At 70.4% G+C, this 15,389-nt stretch carries 15 protein-coding genes; 6 read left to right on the top strand and 9 right to left on the bottom strand.

Annotation, left to right across the window (positions count from 1 at the left end; all coding sequences use genetic code 11):
- The first annotated feature begins 7 nt into the window (after nt 1-7).
- Nucleotides 8-736 (top strand): aspartate/glutamate racemase family protein, encoded by a 729-nt coding sequence (locus tag WS49_RS04570; protein ID WP_059524874.1) that lies wholly within the window; start codon nt 8-10, stop codon nt 734-736.
- A 24-nt stretch (nt 737-760) separates the two neighbouring features.
- Entirely contained in the window at nt 761-1,939 is a 1,179-nt protein-coding gene (locus tag WS49_RS04565; protein ID WP_059524872.1) for a LysR family transcriptional regulator, read from the top strand.
- A gap of 63 nt (nt 1,940-2,002) precedes the next feature.
- Here the strand turns inward: WS49_RS04565 and WS49_RS04560 are convergent, their stop codons facing one another.
- On the bottom strand, nt 2,003-3,571 hold the full coding sequence (locus tag WS49_RS04560) for an MFS transporter (RefSeq protein WP_059524866.1): 1,569 nt from the start codon (nt 3,569-3,571) through the stop codon (nt 2,003-2,005).
- Between the two features lie 101 nt (nt 3,572-3,672).
- On the opposite strand from WS49_RS04560, the gene WS49_RS04555 reads away from it, so the two are divergent.
- Both WS49_RS04555 and WS49_RS04550 read left to right on the top strand, forming a co-directional pair.
- Nucleotides 3,673-4,551, top strand: a complete 879-nt coding sequence (locus WS49_RS04555) for a LysR family transcriptional regulator (protein ID WP_059524865.1) — start codon at nt 3,673-3,675, stop codon at nt 4,549-4,551.
- A gap of 232 nt (nt 4,552-4,783) precedes the next feature.
- On the top strand, nt 4,784-5,773 hold the full coding sequence (locus WS49_RS04550; RefSeq protein ID WP_059525659.1) for an ABC transporter substrate-binding protein: 990 nt from the start codon (nt 4,784-4,786) through the stop codon (nt 5,771-5,773).
- A gap of 16 nt (nt 5,774-5,789) precedes the next feature.
- Here the strand turns inward: WS49_RS04550 and WS49_RS34815 are convergent, their stop codons facing one another.
- Nucleotides 5,790-5,930, bottom strand: coding sequence for a hypothetical protein (locus WS49_RS34815; RefSeq protein ID WP_156441343.1), 141 nt, complete (start codon nt 5,928-5,930; stop codon nt 5,790-5,792).
- A 265-nt stretch (nt 5,931-6,195) separates the two neighbouring features.
- On the opposite strand from WS49_RS34815, the gene WS49_RS04545 reads away from it, so the two are divergent.
- The gene (locus WS49_RS04545) at nt 6,196-7,272 is read left to right on the top strand and encodes a glycosyltransferase family 2 protein (RefSeq protein ID WP_059524863.1); all 1,077 of its coding nucleotides are present in this window, start codon (nt 6,196-6,198) and stop codon (nt 7,270-7,272) included.
- 16 nt (nt 7,273-7,288) lie between these two features.
- The gene (locus tag WS49_RS04540) at nt 7,289-8,551 is read left to right on the top strand and encodes a glycosyltransferase family 87 protein (protein ID WP_059524861.1); all 1,263 of its coding nucleotides are present in this window, start codon (nt 7,289-7,291) and stop codon (nt 8,549-8,551) included.
- Here the strand turns inward: WS49_RS04540 and WS49_RS04535 are convergent.
- From WS49_RS04535 to WS49_RS04505, 7 genes are read right to left on the bottom strand one after another with little or no spacing between them, the layout of a single operon-like run.
- Complete coding sequence (locus WS49_RS04535) at nt 8,515-9,555, bottom strand: TadG family pilus assembly protein (RefSeq protein WP_059524859.1); 1,041 nt, start codon at nt 9,553-9,555, stop codon at nt 8,515-8,517. The genes WS49_RS04540 and WS49_RS04535 overlap by 37 nt on opposite strands.
- Nucleotides 9,548-9,976 carry a TadE/TadG family type IV pilus assembly protein gene (locus WS49_RS04530; RefSeq protein WP_059524857.1) on the bottom strand — a complete coding sequence of 143 codons (429 nt, stop codon included), beginning with the start codon at nt 9,974-9,976 and terminating at the stop codon, nt 9,548-9,550. Before WS49_RS04530 ends, WS49_RS04535 begins: the two co-directional genes overlap by 8 nt.
- The gene (locus WS49_RS04525) at nt 9,973-10,830 is read right to left on the bottom strand and encodes a tetratricopeptide repeat protein (protein ID WP_059524856.1); all 858 of its coding nucleotides are present in this window, start codon (nt 10,828-10,830) and stop codon (nt 9,973-9,975) included. Before WS49_RS04525 ends, WS49_RS04530 begins: the two co-directional genes overlap by 4 nt.
- Nucleotides 10,827-11,771 (bottom strand): type II secretion system F family protein, encoded by a 945-nt coding sequence (locus WS49_RS04520; protein ID WP_059524854.1) that lies wholly within the window; start codon nt 11,769-11,771, stop codon nt 10,827-10,829. Before WS49_RS04520 ends, WS49_RS04525 begins: the two co-directional genes overlap by 4 nt.
- Entirely contained in the window at nt 11,768-12,745 is a 978-nt protein-coding gene (locus WS49_RS04515) for a type II secretion system F family protein (RefSeq protein ID WP_059524852.1), read from the bottom strand. Before WS49_RS04515 ends, WS49_RS04520 begins: the two co-directional genes overlap by 4 nt.
- Entirely contained in the window at nt 12,742-14,181 is a 1,440-nt protein-coding gene (locus WS49_RS04510) for a CpaF family protein (RefSeq protein WP_373557184.1), read from the bottom strand. The genes WS49_RS04515 and WS49_RS04510 overlap by 4 nt, the downstream gene beginning before the upstream one ends.
- Entirely contained in the window at nt 14,163-15,386 is a 1,224-nt protein-coding gene (locus WS49_RS04505) for an AAA family ATPase (protein WP_059525657.1), read from the bottom strand. The genes WS49_RS04510 and WS49_RS04505 overlap by 19 nt, the downstream gene beginning before the upstream one ends.
- Nucleotides 15,387-15,389 lie beyond the last annotated feature (3 nt).

Here is a 15,389-nt window from a genome sequence, read left to right as displayed (position 1 = left end):
TGCACCGATGAGAATCCTGGTAGTCAACGTCAACACGACCGAATCGATTACCGACGCCATCGCCGCGCAGGCGCGCGCCGCCGCGTCGCCCGGCACGGAGATCGTCGGGCTGACGCCGCGCTTCGGCGCGGAGTCGGTCGAGGGCAACTTCGAGAGCTACCTCGCGGCGATCGCCGTGATGGACCGTGTGTTGAGCTACGACGAGCCGTACGACGCGGTGATCCAGGCCGGCTACGGCGAACACGGCCGCGAAGGGCTGCAGGAACTGCTGACGGTGCCCGTCGTCGACATCACCGAAGCGGCCGCGAGCGTCGCGATGCTGCTCGGCCATCGCTATTCGGTCGTCACGACGCTCGACCGTACGGTGCCGCTGATCGAGGATCGCCTGAAGCTCGCCGGGCTCGATGCGCGCTGCGCATCGGTGCGCGCAAGCGGCCTCGCGGTGCTCGAACTCGAGGAGAACCCGGCCCGCGCGATCGAGTCGATCGTCGACCAGGCCGCGCGCGCGGTGAAGGACGATCACGCGGAAGTGATCTGCCTCGGCTGCGGCGGGATGGCCGGCCTCGACCGGCAGATCGAGGAATGCACGGGCGTGCCGGTCGTCGACGGCGTGTCGGCCGCGGTCGCGCTTGCCGAATCGCTGGTGCGCCTGAAGCTGAAGACGTCGAAGGTCCGCACGTATGCGCCGCCGCGTCCGAAGCGGATCGTCGGCTGGCCGGGCACCTTCGCCAAATGACGGGCCGCGCGAACGCGTAGCGACATGCGGGACGCACCGGAGCCGAACGGCGTTGCCCTCGACGCGTCCGACGCAACGGGCGCGCTCGACGTGCTGGACGCGCGGCTGATGCGCATCCTGCTCGTGCTGCTGACCGAGCGCACCGTGTCGCGCGCGGCCGTGCGGCTGAACATGTCGCAGCCGGCGACGAGCGCCGCGCTCAAGCGCCTGCGCACGCTGCTCGGCGATCCGCTGCTGGTGCGCAGCCGCTACGGGATGGTGCCGACCGAATTCGGCGCGCGGCTGATCGAGCCGCTGCGCAACGCGCTGCGCGTGATCGACTTCATCCGCATCCAGCAGCCGACCTTCGACGCGCGCACGTCGGTGCGCACTTACCGGATCGGCTGCCCCGACTACCTGAACGTGCTGTTCGTGCCGAAGCTCGTCGCGCTGTTCCGCGAACGCGCACCGAACGCGCAGCTCGTGTTTCATCCGCTCGGCGACGGCTTCGACGACGAACGGGCACTCGCCGACGGCGAGCTCGACGTCGTGATCGACAACCGCCCTGCCCGCTCGTCGCGGTTCCGGCAGGACGACCTGTTCGACGATCGCGTCGTATGCCTGATGCGCGCGACGCATCCGCTCGCGCGGCGCGGCGCGATGACGGCCGCCGACTTCGCGCAGGCGCCGCAACTGTGCCCGACGCCGTCGTGGCTCGAAGCGTCCGGCGCGATCGACCGGCAGCTCGAACGCGTCGGCCTGCAACGGCGGATCGTCGTCACGCTGCCTCACTTCGAACTCGCCGCGCATGCGCTGGTGCGCTCCGACCTGATCCTGACCACCACGTACCGGCTCGCGCGCCACTACGCGAAGCTGCTGCCGCTCGGCACGGTCGCGCTGCCGGCCGAGCCGCCCGACATCGTGTACCGGATGACGTGGAACGAATCGGGATCGTGCGTGGACGGCGTGCGCTGGCTGCGCGGGCTGATCGCCGAGGCGACGCGCGGCTGGCTCGATGCGGAGGCCGCACGGCCGGCCGTTGCGGCGGTCGCCGCGAACGCGAACGCGGATGCGGACGCGCGAACGAACGCGCCGATCATCGATGCCCCGCCCGAGCCGACGCGGCGCACACGCCGCCGGCAGGCGACGCACTGCGGTGCATCGCAGCGACCGCACGTCGCGCGCGCTGCGCGCATCCATCGCCTCGCGATGAAATCGCGCTGAACCGCAGGCTCGACGACGCCGCGTCGTCGCATGCAACGGGCGGCACACGCATCGCGACAGACGTCACGCATCGCGCATCGGTTGCGCAAGCAACGTGTATGCAATGGCGGCGACAGCCAGCGCGAGCACGCCGCTCACCGTCAGCGCGGCGGCGAATCCGCTCGCGAAGGCCGCGGGCGCCGCGTCGGCGAGCGTGCGCGCGGCCGACGGCGGCACGTGCGCCAGCGCCTGCCCGAGATCGCCGGCCAGCAGGCTCGACATGAACGGCGCATCGACGAACGCGCGCACGTCCGCCACGGCGGACACCATCCGGTCGAGTCGCGCGTGCGTGCTGGCGGCCAGCACCGCGCCGAGCACGCCGACGGCCGTCACGATCGCCGAGAAGCGGGTGGTCGTGCTGATGCCCGACGCCATTCCGGTCCGGTTCGGCGGCACGCACGCCATGATGGCCTTCTGCGTGTCGCCGTTCATGATGCCGGCACCGCAGCCCGTCACGAACATCCCGAGCGCGACGAGCCGGTAGTCGCCGAAAGCGGTCAGCGCCGCGGTCGCGAGATTGCCCGCGCCGATCAGTGCGAGCCCGCCCGCCAGCACGCCGCCGGACGACACGCGCGACGCGAGCATGCCGCCGAGCGACGGCCCCGCGATCATCGCGAACGCGAACGGCAACATCCCGAGCCCCGCGTCGATCGCCGACATTCCGAACGCGTTCTGCAGGTACAGCGGCAGGAACGTCATCATCACCTGCGCGCACGCCGCGTAGCCGAACATCGCGAGCACGGCGCCGACGAAGCGCGGCTGGCGGAACAGCGCGAGATCGATCATCGGCCGCGCCTGCCAGCGCTCCGCGCCGATGAACGCGGCCAGCAGCGCGCCGGCGAGCGCGAACCGGCCGAGCGTCGCGGCCGACAGCCAGCCGTGCGACGGCGCGCCGATCAGCGCCGCGATCGCGCACGCGAGCGCCGTGCCGAACAGCAGGCTGCCCGCGGCGTCGACCCGTTTCGCATGCGGGTCGCGCGACTCGTCGATCGCGACGCGCGCGCCGAGCGCGAGCAGCGCGCACACCGGCAGGTTCAGCAGGAACACCCAGCGCCAGCCGATCCACTGCGTGATCGCGCCGCCGACCAGCGGCGCGACGGCCGTCGCGATCCCCATGCACATTCCCCAGATCGCCCACGCGCGGGCGCGTTCGCGCCCGTCCGGAAAGCGGTTCGCGATCACCGCGAGCGCGGCCGTCAGCAAGAGCGCGGCCCCGCCGCCCTTCACCGCGCGCGCGGCGATCAGCCAGCCGGCCGACGGCGCGATCCCGCACCCGAGCGACGCGAGCGCAAAGAGCGCGAGCCCCGCGCCGAGCATGCGTTTGCGCCCGAAGCGATCCGCGAGCCCGCCGGCCGGCAGCAGGCATGCGGCGAACGCGGTCATGTAGGCGCTCACGACCCACTCGATGTCGGCGAAACTCGCATGAAAGCTGCGCGCGACACTCGGCAGCGACACGGCGACGACGTTCGTGTCGAGCACGATCAGCGAGCACGTCGCCGAGGCGACCGCGAGCGTCGCGGCGGCCGGCAGGCGGGCATGCGCATGCGCGGCGGCGGGCGCGCCGGCACGCGGGGCGGGAGAAGACTGGGACATCGACGGGCTCCGGAGCAAGAGCGACGAGCCGTATGCTAGGCTGGCCCCGTATTGCCTGTCATTGACATACCCATGCAGTTTCATTGACGAAAATCGCAATCATGAATCCGCTCGAATTCCGTCACGTGCGCGCGTTCCTGGCCGTTGCGCAGCACCTGCATTTCGCCCGCGCGGCCGATGCGCTCGACATGGCGCCGCCCGCGCTCACGCGGCAGATCCAGGAAGCCGAGCGGGTGCTCGGCGTGCGGCTGTTCCAGCGCTCGCGCCGCGCGGTCACGCTGACGGCGGCCGGCGAGGCGTTTCTCGCCGAGGCGAGCGCCGCGTTCGAGCATCTGCAGCGCGGGCGCGAACTCGCGACGCTCGCCGAGCGCGGCGAGCTCGGTCGCCTCGAGATCGGCTATGTGTCGTCGGCCGTCTATTCGGGCACGCTGCAGCGCACGGTCGGCGCGTTCCGCGCCGCGCATCCGCGTATCGAGCTGAACCTGCGCGAGGTGCCGATGGACGACGTCGCGAAGCAGCTCGACACGGGCCGGCTCGACCTCGCATACGTGCGCCCGCCGTTGCCGCTGCCGGGCGGCCTGCGGATCGTCACGCTGCAACGCGACGTGTTCGTCGCGGCGGTGCCGGCCGATTCGCGTTACGCGGCGATGACCGCCGTGCGCGCCGCCGATCTCGCCGACGCACGCTTCGCGGTGCCGGAACAGGAACGCGGCACGCTCGAAGTCGCACGCCGCGGCCGCTTCGCGCCGGTGATCGCCGCGCGGCCGGGCGGGTTGCTCGCGGTGCTCGCGTGCGTGTCGGTGAACGGCTGGGTCGCCGTGATCCCGGACGCGCTCGCCGGCTGCGTGTCGTTGCCGGGCGTCGTGTACCGGCCGATCGCCGGCAAGCCGATCATGTCCGAACTCGCGCTCGCGCATCGGCGCTTCGAAAAGGCGCCCGCGGTGCGCGCCTTCCTGCGCACCGTTCCGGCCGCTGGCTAGGGCCTGGGCCTGTTCGCGCCAGCAACGGACTGGCGCGAACCCCGGGCATTCCGCCCCGCCGCCGTCGAGCATGCGTCGAGGACCGCCGCGGCCTCGGCTTCTCCACACCGCCACTCCCCAGCCTCGCGTGAATAAGCATTTCGCGATTCGATGTTTGCCGGCGCGAAACCGATTCCGTAATCTGCCCGGCAGCCGCGCGGCTTGCGCGCGGATCACCGAGGACCTGCCGCCGATGACTTCGCCCCCCGCCCCGGCCCGCCGCCGCGCCCTGCTGCGCGTCGCCGCCCTGGCCGCCGCACCGCTGGCCGGCGCCGCCGCATCGCCCGTGCGCGCGGCCGGCCCCGACCTGTCGAACGTCACGCTGGTGCTCGGCGACCAGGCCGGCGGCCTGCGCGCGCTGGCCGAAGCCGCGCGCGTGCTCGACGGCGTGCCGTACCGGTTTCGCTGGGCGAATTTCCAGGGCGCGGCACCGTTGTTCGAAGCGCAGCGCGCGGGCGCGATCGATCTCGCGCCGGCCGGCGATCTGCCTGTGTTGACGGCCGCGCTCGGCGATCCGGCGCTGCGGATCGTCGCGACGCGCGTCGGCTCGCCGGCGTCGCTCGGCATCGTCGTGCAGCCCGATTCGCCGGTGCGCACCGTCGCCGATCTGAAGGGGCGCACCGTCGTCGTGTCGTCGGCGCGCGGCAGCATCTCGCAATACCAGCTGTACGGCGCGCTGCGCGAACACGGCCTCGCACCGGGCGACGTCGAGGTGCGCTTCGTGCTGCCGGTCGATGCGTTCGCCGCATTCGAGGCGAAGCAGATCGGCATCTGGGCGACCTTCGATCCGTATTACGGACACGTGGTGCGGCGCGGTGCGCGCATCGTGCGCGACGGCAGCGGGATCAATTCGGGGCTCGCGTTCCTCACGTCGCCGGTCGACACGCTCGACGATCGATTCAAGCGCGCGGCGCTGTCGGACGTGCTCGCGCGCCTGACCCGCGCCGGCCAGTGGGCCTTGTCACACCCTGTCGATTACGCGGCCGTCTATGCGTCGCTCACGCGCCTGCCGCGCGATGCGGCCGCCGACATCGTCCGCCGCGCGGCGCTCGCGCAGCGAGGCGTCACCGGCGCGGACATCGACGTGCTGCAACGGGTCGCCGACCGTGCCGCCGCGGATGCGATCCTGCCGAAGCGCGTCGACGTCGCGTCGATCGCGATACGCAACCTGTCGGCCGCCTAATCGGTTTCGCACGCGCTCAGCGCGGTCTCGACACCGGCGTGCCGCCCGGTTCGCGAATGACCGTGCACCGTGCTGCGTCGACGCGCGGCGCGCCGAGGTCTTCCGCCATCGCCACCCAGAAATCGGGCGGCGCACCGGCCAGATCCTGAACCTGCATCGCGCCCTCCAGCGGTCTTGAAAACGCCATCCTGGCGCCGCCGTCCGATGTTTTCCCCGGCAAACCGGCCAGGCATGCAAATCCACCGATACGTGTTACGAATCGGCGATTCCTGCCTACAATGAACGCAATGCCTGTCGTCCGGTACGCGGTGGACGAACAGGCCGGAACCGACTTCACGCCGAACCGGGCCGGGCCCGTTCGGCGAACGACAACCGGAACCATACGGTGCAGCGCAGGCCGGATCTCTCGGGGGAACCGCAGCATGTCCACGCACGCCAGGAAGCCGCTGATATCGCTCGTCGTGCCGTTTCACGACGAAGAGGAAACGATCGACGCGTTCTTTGCAGAAACGCTGCCCGTTCTCGAGTCGGTCGCCGGGGTGCGCTTCGAGATCGTCTGCATCAACGACGGCAGCCGCGACCGCACGCTCGACCGGCTGGTCGCGGTCGCCGCCCGCGACCCGCGCGTGCACGTCGTGGATCTCACGCGCCGCTTCGGCAAGGAAGCGGCGCTCACCGCGGGCCTCGACGAGGCCGCCGGCGCCGCGGTGATCCTGATCGACGCCGACCTGCAGGACCCGCCCGCGCTGATTCCCGCGATGATCGAACACTGGCGCGGCGGCGCCGAAGTCGTCGCCGCGAAACGCACCGACCGGATGTGCGATCCGTACCTGCAGCGCGCGGCGGCGGCACTTTACTATCGCGTGCACAATGCGCTGTCCGAAGTCGAAATGCCGGAAAACGTCGGCGATTTCCGCCTGATGGATCGCGAGGTCGTCGATGCGCTGCGCGCGCTGCCGGAGCGGCGGCGGTTCATGAAGGGGCTGTTCGCGTGGGTCGGCTTTCGCACCGCGATCGTCGAATACACGCGCGCGCCGCGCAGCGGCGGCCGCTCGAAGTTCTCCGGATGGCGCCGCTGGAACTTCGCGCTCGAGGGCATCACGAGCTTCAGCACCGTGCCGCTGCGCGTGTGGACCTACGTCGGCCTCACGTTCGCGATGCTGTCGCTCGTGTACGGCGCCTTCATCGTGGTGCGAACGCTGCTGTTCGGCAATCCGGTTCATGGCTACCCGTCGCTGATTTCCGTCGTGCTGTTCGTCGGCGGCATCCAGTTGATCGGCATCGGCGTGATCGGCGAATACCTCGGCCGGATCTATCACGAGTCCAAGCAGCGCCCCGTCTATCTCGTAAGGCGACGCTATCGTGCCGAGCGCGATGCCGCCGGGCAGCCGGCATCGAAGCTGCTGCAGTTCCCGCTGAAGCGCGCGAACGCCGCGCGCCGCCGGACGGCGCTGCCGGCGGCAACCGGCGTCGCCGCTCGCAAGGCGTCGTTCAAGTAGAACCGGGCGGCCGCAATTGGACATTCCCCGGCAATCGCTGCGCTCGGCGGAGCGCCCGGTCGTCGCGTGGCTCACACCGCGACGCGTCATCCTGTACAGCACGCTGATGCTGGCGTTGTCCGCGCTGTTCGTCGCGATCTGGATATCCGTCGTGCGTCATGCGCACGGCAGCGTCCTGTCGCGCGCCGGCGCCGACTTCTCGGTGTTCTGGTCCGCGTCGTACGTCATGCTGCACGGCTCGCCCTCGCAGGCATACGATTTCTCGGTATTCTCGCGGCTGACGGCCGAACTGTTCCCGAATCTTCGTCGCGACGCCTTCGCCCCGTGGCTGTACCCGCCCACGTATCTGCTGCTCGTAACGCCGCTGGCGCTGCTCCCCTTCGCGCTCGGTTATCCGCTGTTCGTCGCGTCCGGTGTCGCCGCGCTGGGCCTCGCCGCCTGGCGCGTGGCGCGTCTCGGCGTGATTCCCGGTGCATGGCGCGCCGGCATCGTTGCGCTGCCCGTCGCGCCGTGCGTGTTCGTCACCGGGGCGCTCGGGCAAAACGCGTTCCTGACCGCATCGTGCGCGGCGCTGGCCGTCCACTGGGCCGAGCGACGGCCGATGTGGGCGGGCCTTTGCATCGGACTGCTGTCCGTCAAGCCGCAGATGGCGCTGCTGTTCCCGTTCGTGCTGGTGGCGACACGCGCATGGCGCACGATCGCGTGGGCTGCGCTCGCCACCGGCACGTTCGTCGCGCTGAGCGTCCTGGTCTGCGGCATCGAGTCGTTGCGCCTGTTCGCGGCCGGCACGGACCTCGTACGCTCGATCGTCCTCGAACACGGTGTCGTGTTCTGGCTCGCGTCGCCGACGCCGTTCGCGGCGTTCCGGCTCTCGGGCGTGCCGCTCGGCGCCGCGTATGCGGCACATGCGGGTATTGCCGCGATCGCGATCGCGGCCGCCTGCATCGCCTGGACGCAGTCGCGCGATACCCGCGTGCGCGCCGCCGTGCTGACGGTCGCGACGCTCGTGGCCACCCCGTACCTGTGGCACTACGAACTCACATGGCTCGCCATCGCGATCGCCTGCATGCTGTCGATCGGCTGGCGCGACGGCTGGCTGCGCGGCGAACAGACCGCGATCGCGCTGATGTGGGCACTGCCGATCGTCGAATACCTGAACCCGTGGCTCCAGTGGCCGCAGATCGGCCCGGCCGTGACGCTCTTCGCGCTGCTCGTGCTGCTGCGCCGCGCGCGCCACGACGCTCACAGCGCGAGCCGCGGCGGCACGTATACGCCGTAGTACGGCCCGACGCCCGTCGCGACGCCGGTCATCTTCACGCCGGCGACGAAGTGCCCCTGGATGTACTTGTACGTCCCGCCGAGCGACACATCGATGTGGAACGCCGCGAACGCGACGATCGGCACGTAGGTGCTGCTCGCCGTCTGCGTGACGACCGGCAGCACGACCGTCGTGCCGACCGGCACCGACGTGTAGAGCGTGGCCTTCACGCCGGTCGCGAGATAGATGCTGTCGCCGATGTTGAGCGTCGTCGGGTTGCCGGTCACCATCAGGCCGCCCATCGTCGTCGTGTCGGTCGCGGTCGACTGGAACGACGTCCACTGGCCACCCATGCACAGCGCGCCGTAGGTCTGGCCGTTCGTGATCGAGAATTCGTACGGCAGGCCGGTCAATGGATTGATCAGCGGCTGGTTGGTCGCCGCGTTCCAGTACTGGTTGTACACGCACTGGTCGATCGCGATCGGAAAGAGCCCGCCTGCCGCGACTCCGCCAGGCGCGGCGAGCACCGCGATCGCGGTCGCGCTGCCGGATGCGCCGGGGATGCCGAGCAGCCCGCCGAGCAGCAGCGGAATCGCCCCCCCGTTCACGCCCGGCGCGCGCGACACGGTCACCTGCACCGCGGGCACATCGTACGAGCCGGGCGTGATGGTGGTCGGCTGCATCGACGCGGGGCTGCGCGTCACGTTCCAGTAGCCGGTCGTCACCGTGCCGGTCGCCAGCGGTTCGCCTGCCGCCGCGTTCTGCGCGATCACGCCGTTCGCCGCGGGCGCGGCCTGCGACCAGTTCAGCGCGCCGCCGGTCGGCGACATCATCGCGTCGGCCCCCGCGAGCGCAGCCGCGTCGGCGGCGTTCTGCAGCTGGTTGCGCACCGTGGCCACCCACGCGATGTCGATCGCCAGCGCGCCGAACGACAGCAGCGGAATCAGGAACATCAGGAAGAACAGCGCGACGGAACCGCGCTCGCGCACGGCGCCGATCCCTGGCGCGTCGGCGGCATCATTCATAGAGCATCACCGAGCTGGCCGAGATCGTCACCGGGCCGGTCAGCGCGCTGAATGCCGAACCCAGCACCAGCCCCGAATACGTGTAGGTCACCGTGACCGTCAGCGCGGTGCCCGACGTCGTGCCGTTCGCCTGCGTCACGGTCACGGTCGGCGTCGTCGCGGCGCCGCCGGTGATCAGGCTGTTCTGCGTGTAGCTCGATGCGACGCTGGCGATCTGCGTCGTGGTCAGCATCGGCACGCGCAACACGACGCCGGCGCGCGCGGCCTCGCGGCTCGCGTTCGTGATGACGGCCTTGTCGCATAGCAGCAGGCTGGTGTCGATGATGCCGATCAGCACCATCAACAGGAACGGCAGCATCAGCACGAATTCGAGCGACACGACGCCGCGCGCGCGGCGCGCGCCCATCGCCCCGCGTGTCATTTTTCGGCCTCCGCGGCGGGCGGCACGGCGCGCGGCTCGAGCGCGGCGCCCGTCGACGGCCGCGCCGCGGCGGACGCCGGGCGCGACGCGAGCTGCGCGCGCACCGCCTGGTAGACGCGCAGATTGTCAGCCACCGCCGACGCGGGCAGATCCGCGGACAGCAACTTCTTCGCCGAATCGGTGTTGCCGAGCACGCCATACGCGAACGCGAGATTCTGGCGCGCCTGCCACGGCGCGTCGGGCAGCCCGGCCACGTCGAGCAATACGTTCACGCCCTCGCGTGGCCGGTTGCCCAGCACGAGCGACAGCCCGAGGTCGACACGCAGCCCCTGCGCATCCGGATGCGCGCGCAGCGCATCCCGGTACACGGCCTGCGCGTCCTCGTGACGGCCCTGCAGATCGAGCACCGTGCCGAGCCCTTCGGCCGCGAGCGGAAGATTCGGCTGCGCGGCGAGCAGGTCGCGGTAGCGCCGTGCGGCCTCGTCGAGCCGACGCTGCCGCAACGCGACACGCGCAAGCCCGATCTGCGGCCCGAGTTCGGCGGGCGCCTGCTGCCGTGCCTGCTCGTAGAGAATTCGCGCGCGCTCGAGATCGCCCGCGCGGTAGTTGACGTCGCCGAGCCCCAGACGCGCCGGGAGCGAATCGGGATGCCGGGCAAGCACCTTCTCGTACAGCGTCGACGCGAGATCGACGTTGCCGCCGGCCAGCGCGCTGTCGGCAATGCGCAATTCGGCCTGCGGATCGTCGCTCTTGTGCGACAGCGCCGGCCGCGTCTGGATGCCCGGCGCGCAGCCGCCGGCCAGCACCGGCAACACGGCCGCGAACGCGAGCGCACGGAGGACGGATCGTGTCATTTGAATACCTCGAGCAGGCGGATCGCCGCCGGGCCCGCCGCGATCAGGCCGACCGTCGGCAGGATGAACAGCATCATCGGCAGCGTGATCTTCGGCGCGAGCTTCGCGGCCTGTTCCTCGAGCGCGACGATCTGCTCGGTCCGCTCGCTGCGCGACAGCGTCCGCAGCGCCTGCGTGATCGGCGTGCCGAATCGCTGCGATTGCGTAAGCGTCGTGGCAAGCGAACGCGCCGACGCGAAGTCGACGCGTATCGAAAAGTGCGTGAGCGCTTCGGCCACGTTGCCGCTCAGCGTCAGCTCGTCCGCGCACACCTTCAGCTCGTCGGCGAGCGGCGGGCAAATGCGCTCGAGTTCGCGCGCGACACGCCGCACGCCCGATGCGAGGCTGTTGCCGGCCATCGTGCAGATCACGAGCAGGTCGAGCGCATCCGGAAAGCACGCGGAGATGATGCGCCGGCGCCGGCGGATCATCGCGCCGAGCACGTATTCGGGCACGATCACGCCGATCACGAACGCGGCGACCATCGCCAGCGCCCGGATCACGAAGTATTCGCCGAAGCGCGGAATGTACGGGCTGAACACGATCGCGACGCCCGCGAACAGCACGCCGCAACTCAGCTTGATGCCGATCATCGACGACACCGCACGCCGCTCGCGAAAACCCGCGCGCGTGAGCTGCAGCCCGAGCTTCGCGCGCTGCATCGGGTCGAGCACGGGCAGCCGCTCGCCGAGCTGCGCAAGCCGCCGCGTCAGGTCCTGACGCACCTCGCCCGGCTGCAGCCGCCCCGACGCCAGCGACAGCGGGCGCTGCCCGGCCGCCTGCTGCACTCGCTCCGCGATCCGCCGGCGCGTGCCGCCGCCGGGCGGCGCGAGCGCCGCCGCGACGCATGCGAGCAGCAACAACAGTTCGAGGCCGCGGGCGGCCAGCATCGACATCGTCATCGCGCGGTATCCAGTTTCGAGATCTTGCGGATCATAAGCAGTCCGATTGTCAGCAGCGCCGCGGCGATCGTCAGCATCACGCGTCCGGGATGCGTGTCGAACAGCAGCATCACGTACGCGCGGTTCACGAGGAACAGCGCACCGATCATCACGAACGGCACCGCCGAAATGATCTTCGTCGTGATCCGCCCTTCGGCGGTCAACGCGCGCGTCTTCAGGCGGATGTCGCGGCGCGTGCGAATGATGCTCGACAGCTCGTCGAGCGTCTCGCCGAGGCTGCCGCCCGTCTCGCGCTGCAGCAGCAGGTAGACGGTGAAGAACGAGAAGTCCGCGATCATCAGCCGGTCCGCCGCGAGCGTCAGCACGTCCTTCAGATCCGCGCCGACGCGCAGGCTGTCGCCCATCGTGCGAAACGTCGAGCGCACCGGCTCCGCCGCGCTGTCGCCCACCGTGCTGATCGCCTGCGTGACCGGAATGCCCGCGCGCACCGCCCGCACGATCAGGTCGATCGCGTCCGGGAACGCTTCAAGAAAGCGCAGCCGGAAACGCTCGACCAGCGCGCGGTAACTGGCGCGCATCGCCACGAGCGGCAACCCGACGTAGATCAGCGGATGAAGTACGCTCGGCAGCGCGACGAGCTCCACCACGGCGATCGCGGCGATCGCGCCGGCGAGCGTGCCGGCGACGACGATCCGCATCCCGCGTTCGCCGCCGACCGCCCGCACGCGCGTCACGTAACGCTGCAGCCACGCGCGCGCGCGGCTTTGCCGGCGCGGCAGGTTGAACAGCGCGATGCCGGGCGCCGCGGCCGCACCGGCCTCCCGGCCCGCCAGCGACGGCGCAAGGTGCCGCATCCGCGCGCGAATCCGCTGCTCCGGCGTGTGGCGCGCACGATCGAGCAGCGCGGACAGCGCGAGGCCCACCGCGAGGATCACGACGAATGCGCCGAGCGCGAACAGGTCCGCGGCGCTCATTGCCGGAATACCTCGGACAGCGCGTCCTCGACGCCGTAATACGCGGCGCGCGGTGCGAACGCCGGCCGCAGCGACGACGCCTCGAACACGCCCTTCACCACGTCCCGCGTCGTGTCGCCTTCCTGGCGGAACGCGAAGAGATCCTGCGTGATCACCACCTCGCCCTCCATCCCGACGATTTCGGTGATGCGGGTCACGCGGCGCACGCCGTCGCGCATCCGCTCGACCTGCACGAACAGGTGCACGGCGCTCGCGATCTGGCGCCGGATCGACAGCAGCTGCAGGTTCGCGTTCGCCATCATGACCATGCTTTCGAGCCGGCTGATCGCGTCGCGCGGCGAGTTCGCATGGATCGTCGTCATCGAGCCGTCGTGCCCCGTATTCATCGCCTGCAGCACGTCGAACGCCTCCGCGCCGCGGATTTCGCCGAGGATGATGCGGTCGGGCCGCATCCGCAGCGCATTGCGCACGAGGTCGCGCTGCGAAATCCCGCCGAGCCCTTCCGTATTCTCCGGCCGCGTCTCGAGACTGACGACGTGCGGCTGCAGCAGTTGCAGCTCGGCGGCGTCCTCGATCGTCACGATTCGTTCGTGCTCCTCGATATGTTGCGACAGCGCGTTGAGCAGCGTCGTCTTGCCCGAACCCGTACCGCCCGAGATCACGATGTTCAGCCGGCATGCGCACGCGATCTTCAGCACCTGAAGCATCCCGTGCGAGATATTGCCCTGGTGCGCCATGCGCGCGAGCGTGATGTCGCGCTTCGCGAACTTGCGGATGGAGATCGACGCGCCGCGCATCGCGATCGGCGGCAGGACCACGTTCACGCGGCTGCCGTCGGCGAGACGCGCGTCGACCATCGGGCTACTTTCGTCGACGCGACGCCCCACCGCCGCCGCGATCCGCTGCGCGACGCTCGTCACGTGCGCGTTGTCGCGAAACTTCAGCGGCGTGAGTTCGAGCCGGCCCGCGCGCTCGACGTACACCTGATCGGGGCCGTTCACGAGAATGTCGGAGACGGTGTCGTCGGCGAGCAGCGGCTCGATCGGCCCGACGCCGAACATGTCGTTCAGGATCGCATCGACGATCAGCACCTGCTCGCCCGTCGTGATCTTCAGACGTTCGCGCTCGACGGTGTGCGCGGCCACCTGCTCGATGCCCGCACGCACTTCGTCGCGCGTCTTCATCAGCGCCGCCGACATGTTCATCGACGAAAACACCGCGGTGCGAATCGCATCGAACTTGCCGGAGCGAATGAGCGCCTCCTGGGTATCGGCCGACGCCAGCGCGCGCGCGGACGCGGGCGCCGGGCTCGCGGCCGGACCCGCGCCCGGGCCCGGCCCGGGCGCGCCGTCGCGCGGCGCGGCGGGCGCCCCTGCGGGCGCGGGGTCCGGCGTCGACTGCTTGCGGGTACCGAACGTCACGATCCCTTCCTCCATTTGACGAAGCGCGCGTACCACGGCTCGGCGACGGCCATCGATTCGCCGGTGATGCCGTTCGCGAGCAGCCGGATCTCGTCCAGGAAGCCGTGACGTTTCGCGCGCTCGATCGGCTCGCCGAGGTTCTCGGCGACCGCGAGCGGCTGCGGCTCGTGCGGCAGCACGCGCAGCCTCACGCCGCCGAATGCGTCCTCGAAGTCGGTCTGCGCGACGCGCCCCTTGACCGGTTCGAGCGGGTTGTTCAGCATCATCGACAGCAGCCGCTCGCCGGGCAGCTCCTTCACGAAGCGCGCAAGCCGCGCGGCTTCGTACGCGGCGTGCACCGAACGGTCGGCGACGATATAGACGAGATCGGACACCGCCAGCGCGTCCTCGAACAGCTTGCCGACGCGGGTGCCCACGTCGAACAGCACGTAGTGGAAGCGGTCCTTGAGCATGTCGACGAGCAACGCGACCGCATCGTCGCGCAACGACGCTTCCTCGCCGTACGCCAGTTCGGCCGACAGCACGTGCAGGCGGTCGCCCTTCGTGACGAACATGCGGTCGAACAACGCGTCGTCGGGGCGCTGCTCCATGTTCAGCAATTCGATCAGCCCGTTGTTGCTCGACAGCCCGAACATCGAGTTCGCGCCGCCGCCATGCAGGTTGAGGTCGACGTACGAGACGCGGCGGCGCTTCTCGCCCGCCAGGCAGCGCGCGAGACTCACCGCGATCGTGGTCGTGCCCACCCCGCCGCGCGCGCCGACGAAAGCGACGATCTTGCCGGTGCGCGCCTGCACGACCGATTCCGTCGCGGTCAGCGCGCGCCGCATCAACTCGACGGTCAGCGGCTTCACGATGTAGTCCTGCACGCCGATGCCGAGCAGGTTGCGGAACAGCCCGACGTCGTTCTGCGTGCCGATCGCGATGACCCTCACCGACGGATCGCACACGTCGGCGAGCCGCATCAGGTCCGATACCGGCAGCACCGAATCCGACACGTCGACGATCAGCTGGCGCGGCGAGCGTTCATGCTGCTGCAACAGCCGGATCGCGTCGTCGCAATTGCCCGGCTGCACATGGGCGCGCGTGATCGACAGATCCTGCGCGACGCGCCGGATCACGTCCTCGCTGCCGGCGTCGGACACGACCGCGACGAGGTCCGCCGCTCCGGCTGCGGCGGCGTGCTTGGCATTCTGGCGGTCGAGGACGTTCATGGGCGGCATCGC

The organism is Burkholderia sp. RF7-non_BP4 (assembly GCF_001521935.1).
GTDB classification, from domain to species: domain Bacteria; phylum Pseudomonadota; class Gammaproteobacteria; order Burkholderiales; family Burkholderiaceae; genus Burkholderia; species Burkholderia diffusa.
The sequence above is the reverse complement of the archived record's forward strand: the minus strand, read 5'-3'. Positions and strand labels throughout refer to the sequence as shown.

Bases quoted from the DNA above. Each gene is read 5' to 3' on its own strand.
- WS49_RS34815 (WP_156441343.1), bottom strand. From the start codon at position 5,930: ATGCAGGTTCAGGATCTGGCCGGTGCGCCGCCCGATTTCTGGGTGGCG.
- WS49_RS04560 (WP_059524866.1), bottom strand. From the start codon at position 3,571: ATGTCCCAGTCTTCTCCCGCCCCGCGTGCCGGCGCGCCCGCCGCCGCG.
- WS49_RS04565 (WP_059524872.1), top strand. From the start codon at position 761: ATGCGGGACGCACCGGAGCCGAACGGCGTTGCCCTCGACGCGTCCGAC.
- WS49_RS04535 (WP_059524859.1), bottom strand. From the start codon at position 9,555: ATGAATGATGCCGCCGACGCGCCAGGGATCGGCGCCGTGCGCGAGCGC.
- WS49_RS04570 (WP_059524874.1), top strand. From the start codon at position 8: ATGAGAATCCTGGTAGTCAACGTCAACACGACCGAATCGATTACCGAC.
- WS49_RS04530 (WP_059524857.1), bottom strand. From the start codon at position 9,976: ATGACACGCGGGGCGATGGGCGCGCGCCGCGCGCGCGGCGTCGTGTCG.
- WS49_RS04505 (WP_059525657.1), bottom strand. From the start codon at position 15,386: ATGCCGCCCATGAACGTCCTCGACCGCCAGAATGCCAAGCACGCCGCC.
- WS49_RS04525 (WP_059524856.1), bottom strand. From the start codon at position 10,830: ATGACACGATCCGTCCTCCGTGCGCTCGCGTTCGCGGCCGTGTTGCCG.
- WS49_RS04520 (WP_059524854.1), bottom strand. From the start codon at position 11,771: ATGACGATGTCGATGCTGGCCGCCCGCGGCCTCGAACTGTTGTTGCTG.
- WS49_RS04550 (WP_059525659.1), top strand. From the start codon at position 4,784: ATGACTTCGCCCCCCGCCCCGGCCCGCCGCCGCGCCCTGCTGCGCGTC.
- WS49_RS04515 (WP_059524852.1), bottom strand. From the start codon at position 12,745: ATGAGCGCCGCGGACCTGTTCGCGCTCGGCGCATTCGTCGTGATCCTC.
- WS49_RS04555 (WP_059524865.1), top strand. From the start codon at position 3,673: ATGAATCCGCTCGAATTCCGTCACGTGCGCGCGTTCCTGGCCGTTGCG.
- WS49_RS04545 (WP_059524863.1), top strand. From the start codon at position 6,196: ATGTCCACGCACGCCAGGAAGCCGCTGATATCGCTCGTCGTGCCGTTT.
- WS49_RS04510 (WP_373557184.1), bottom strand. From the start codon at position 14,181: ATGGAGGAAGGGATCGTGACGTTCGGTACCCGCAAGCAGTCGACGCCG.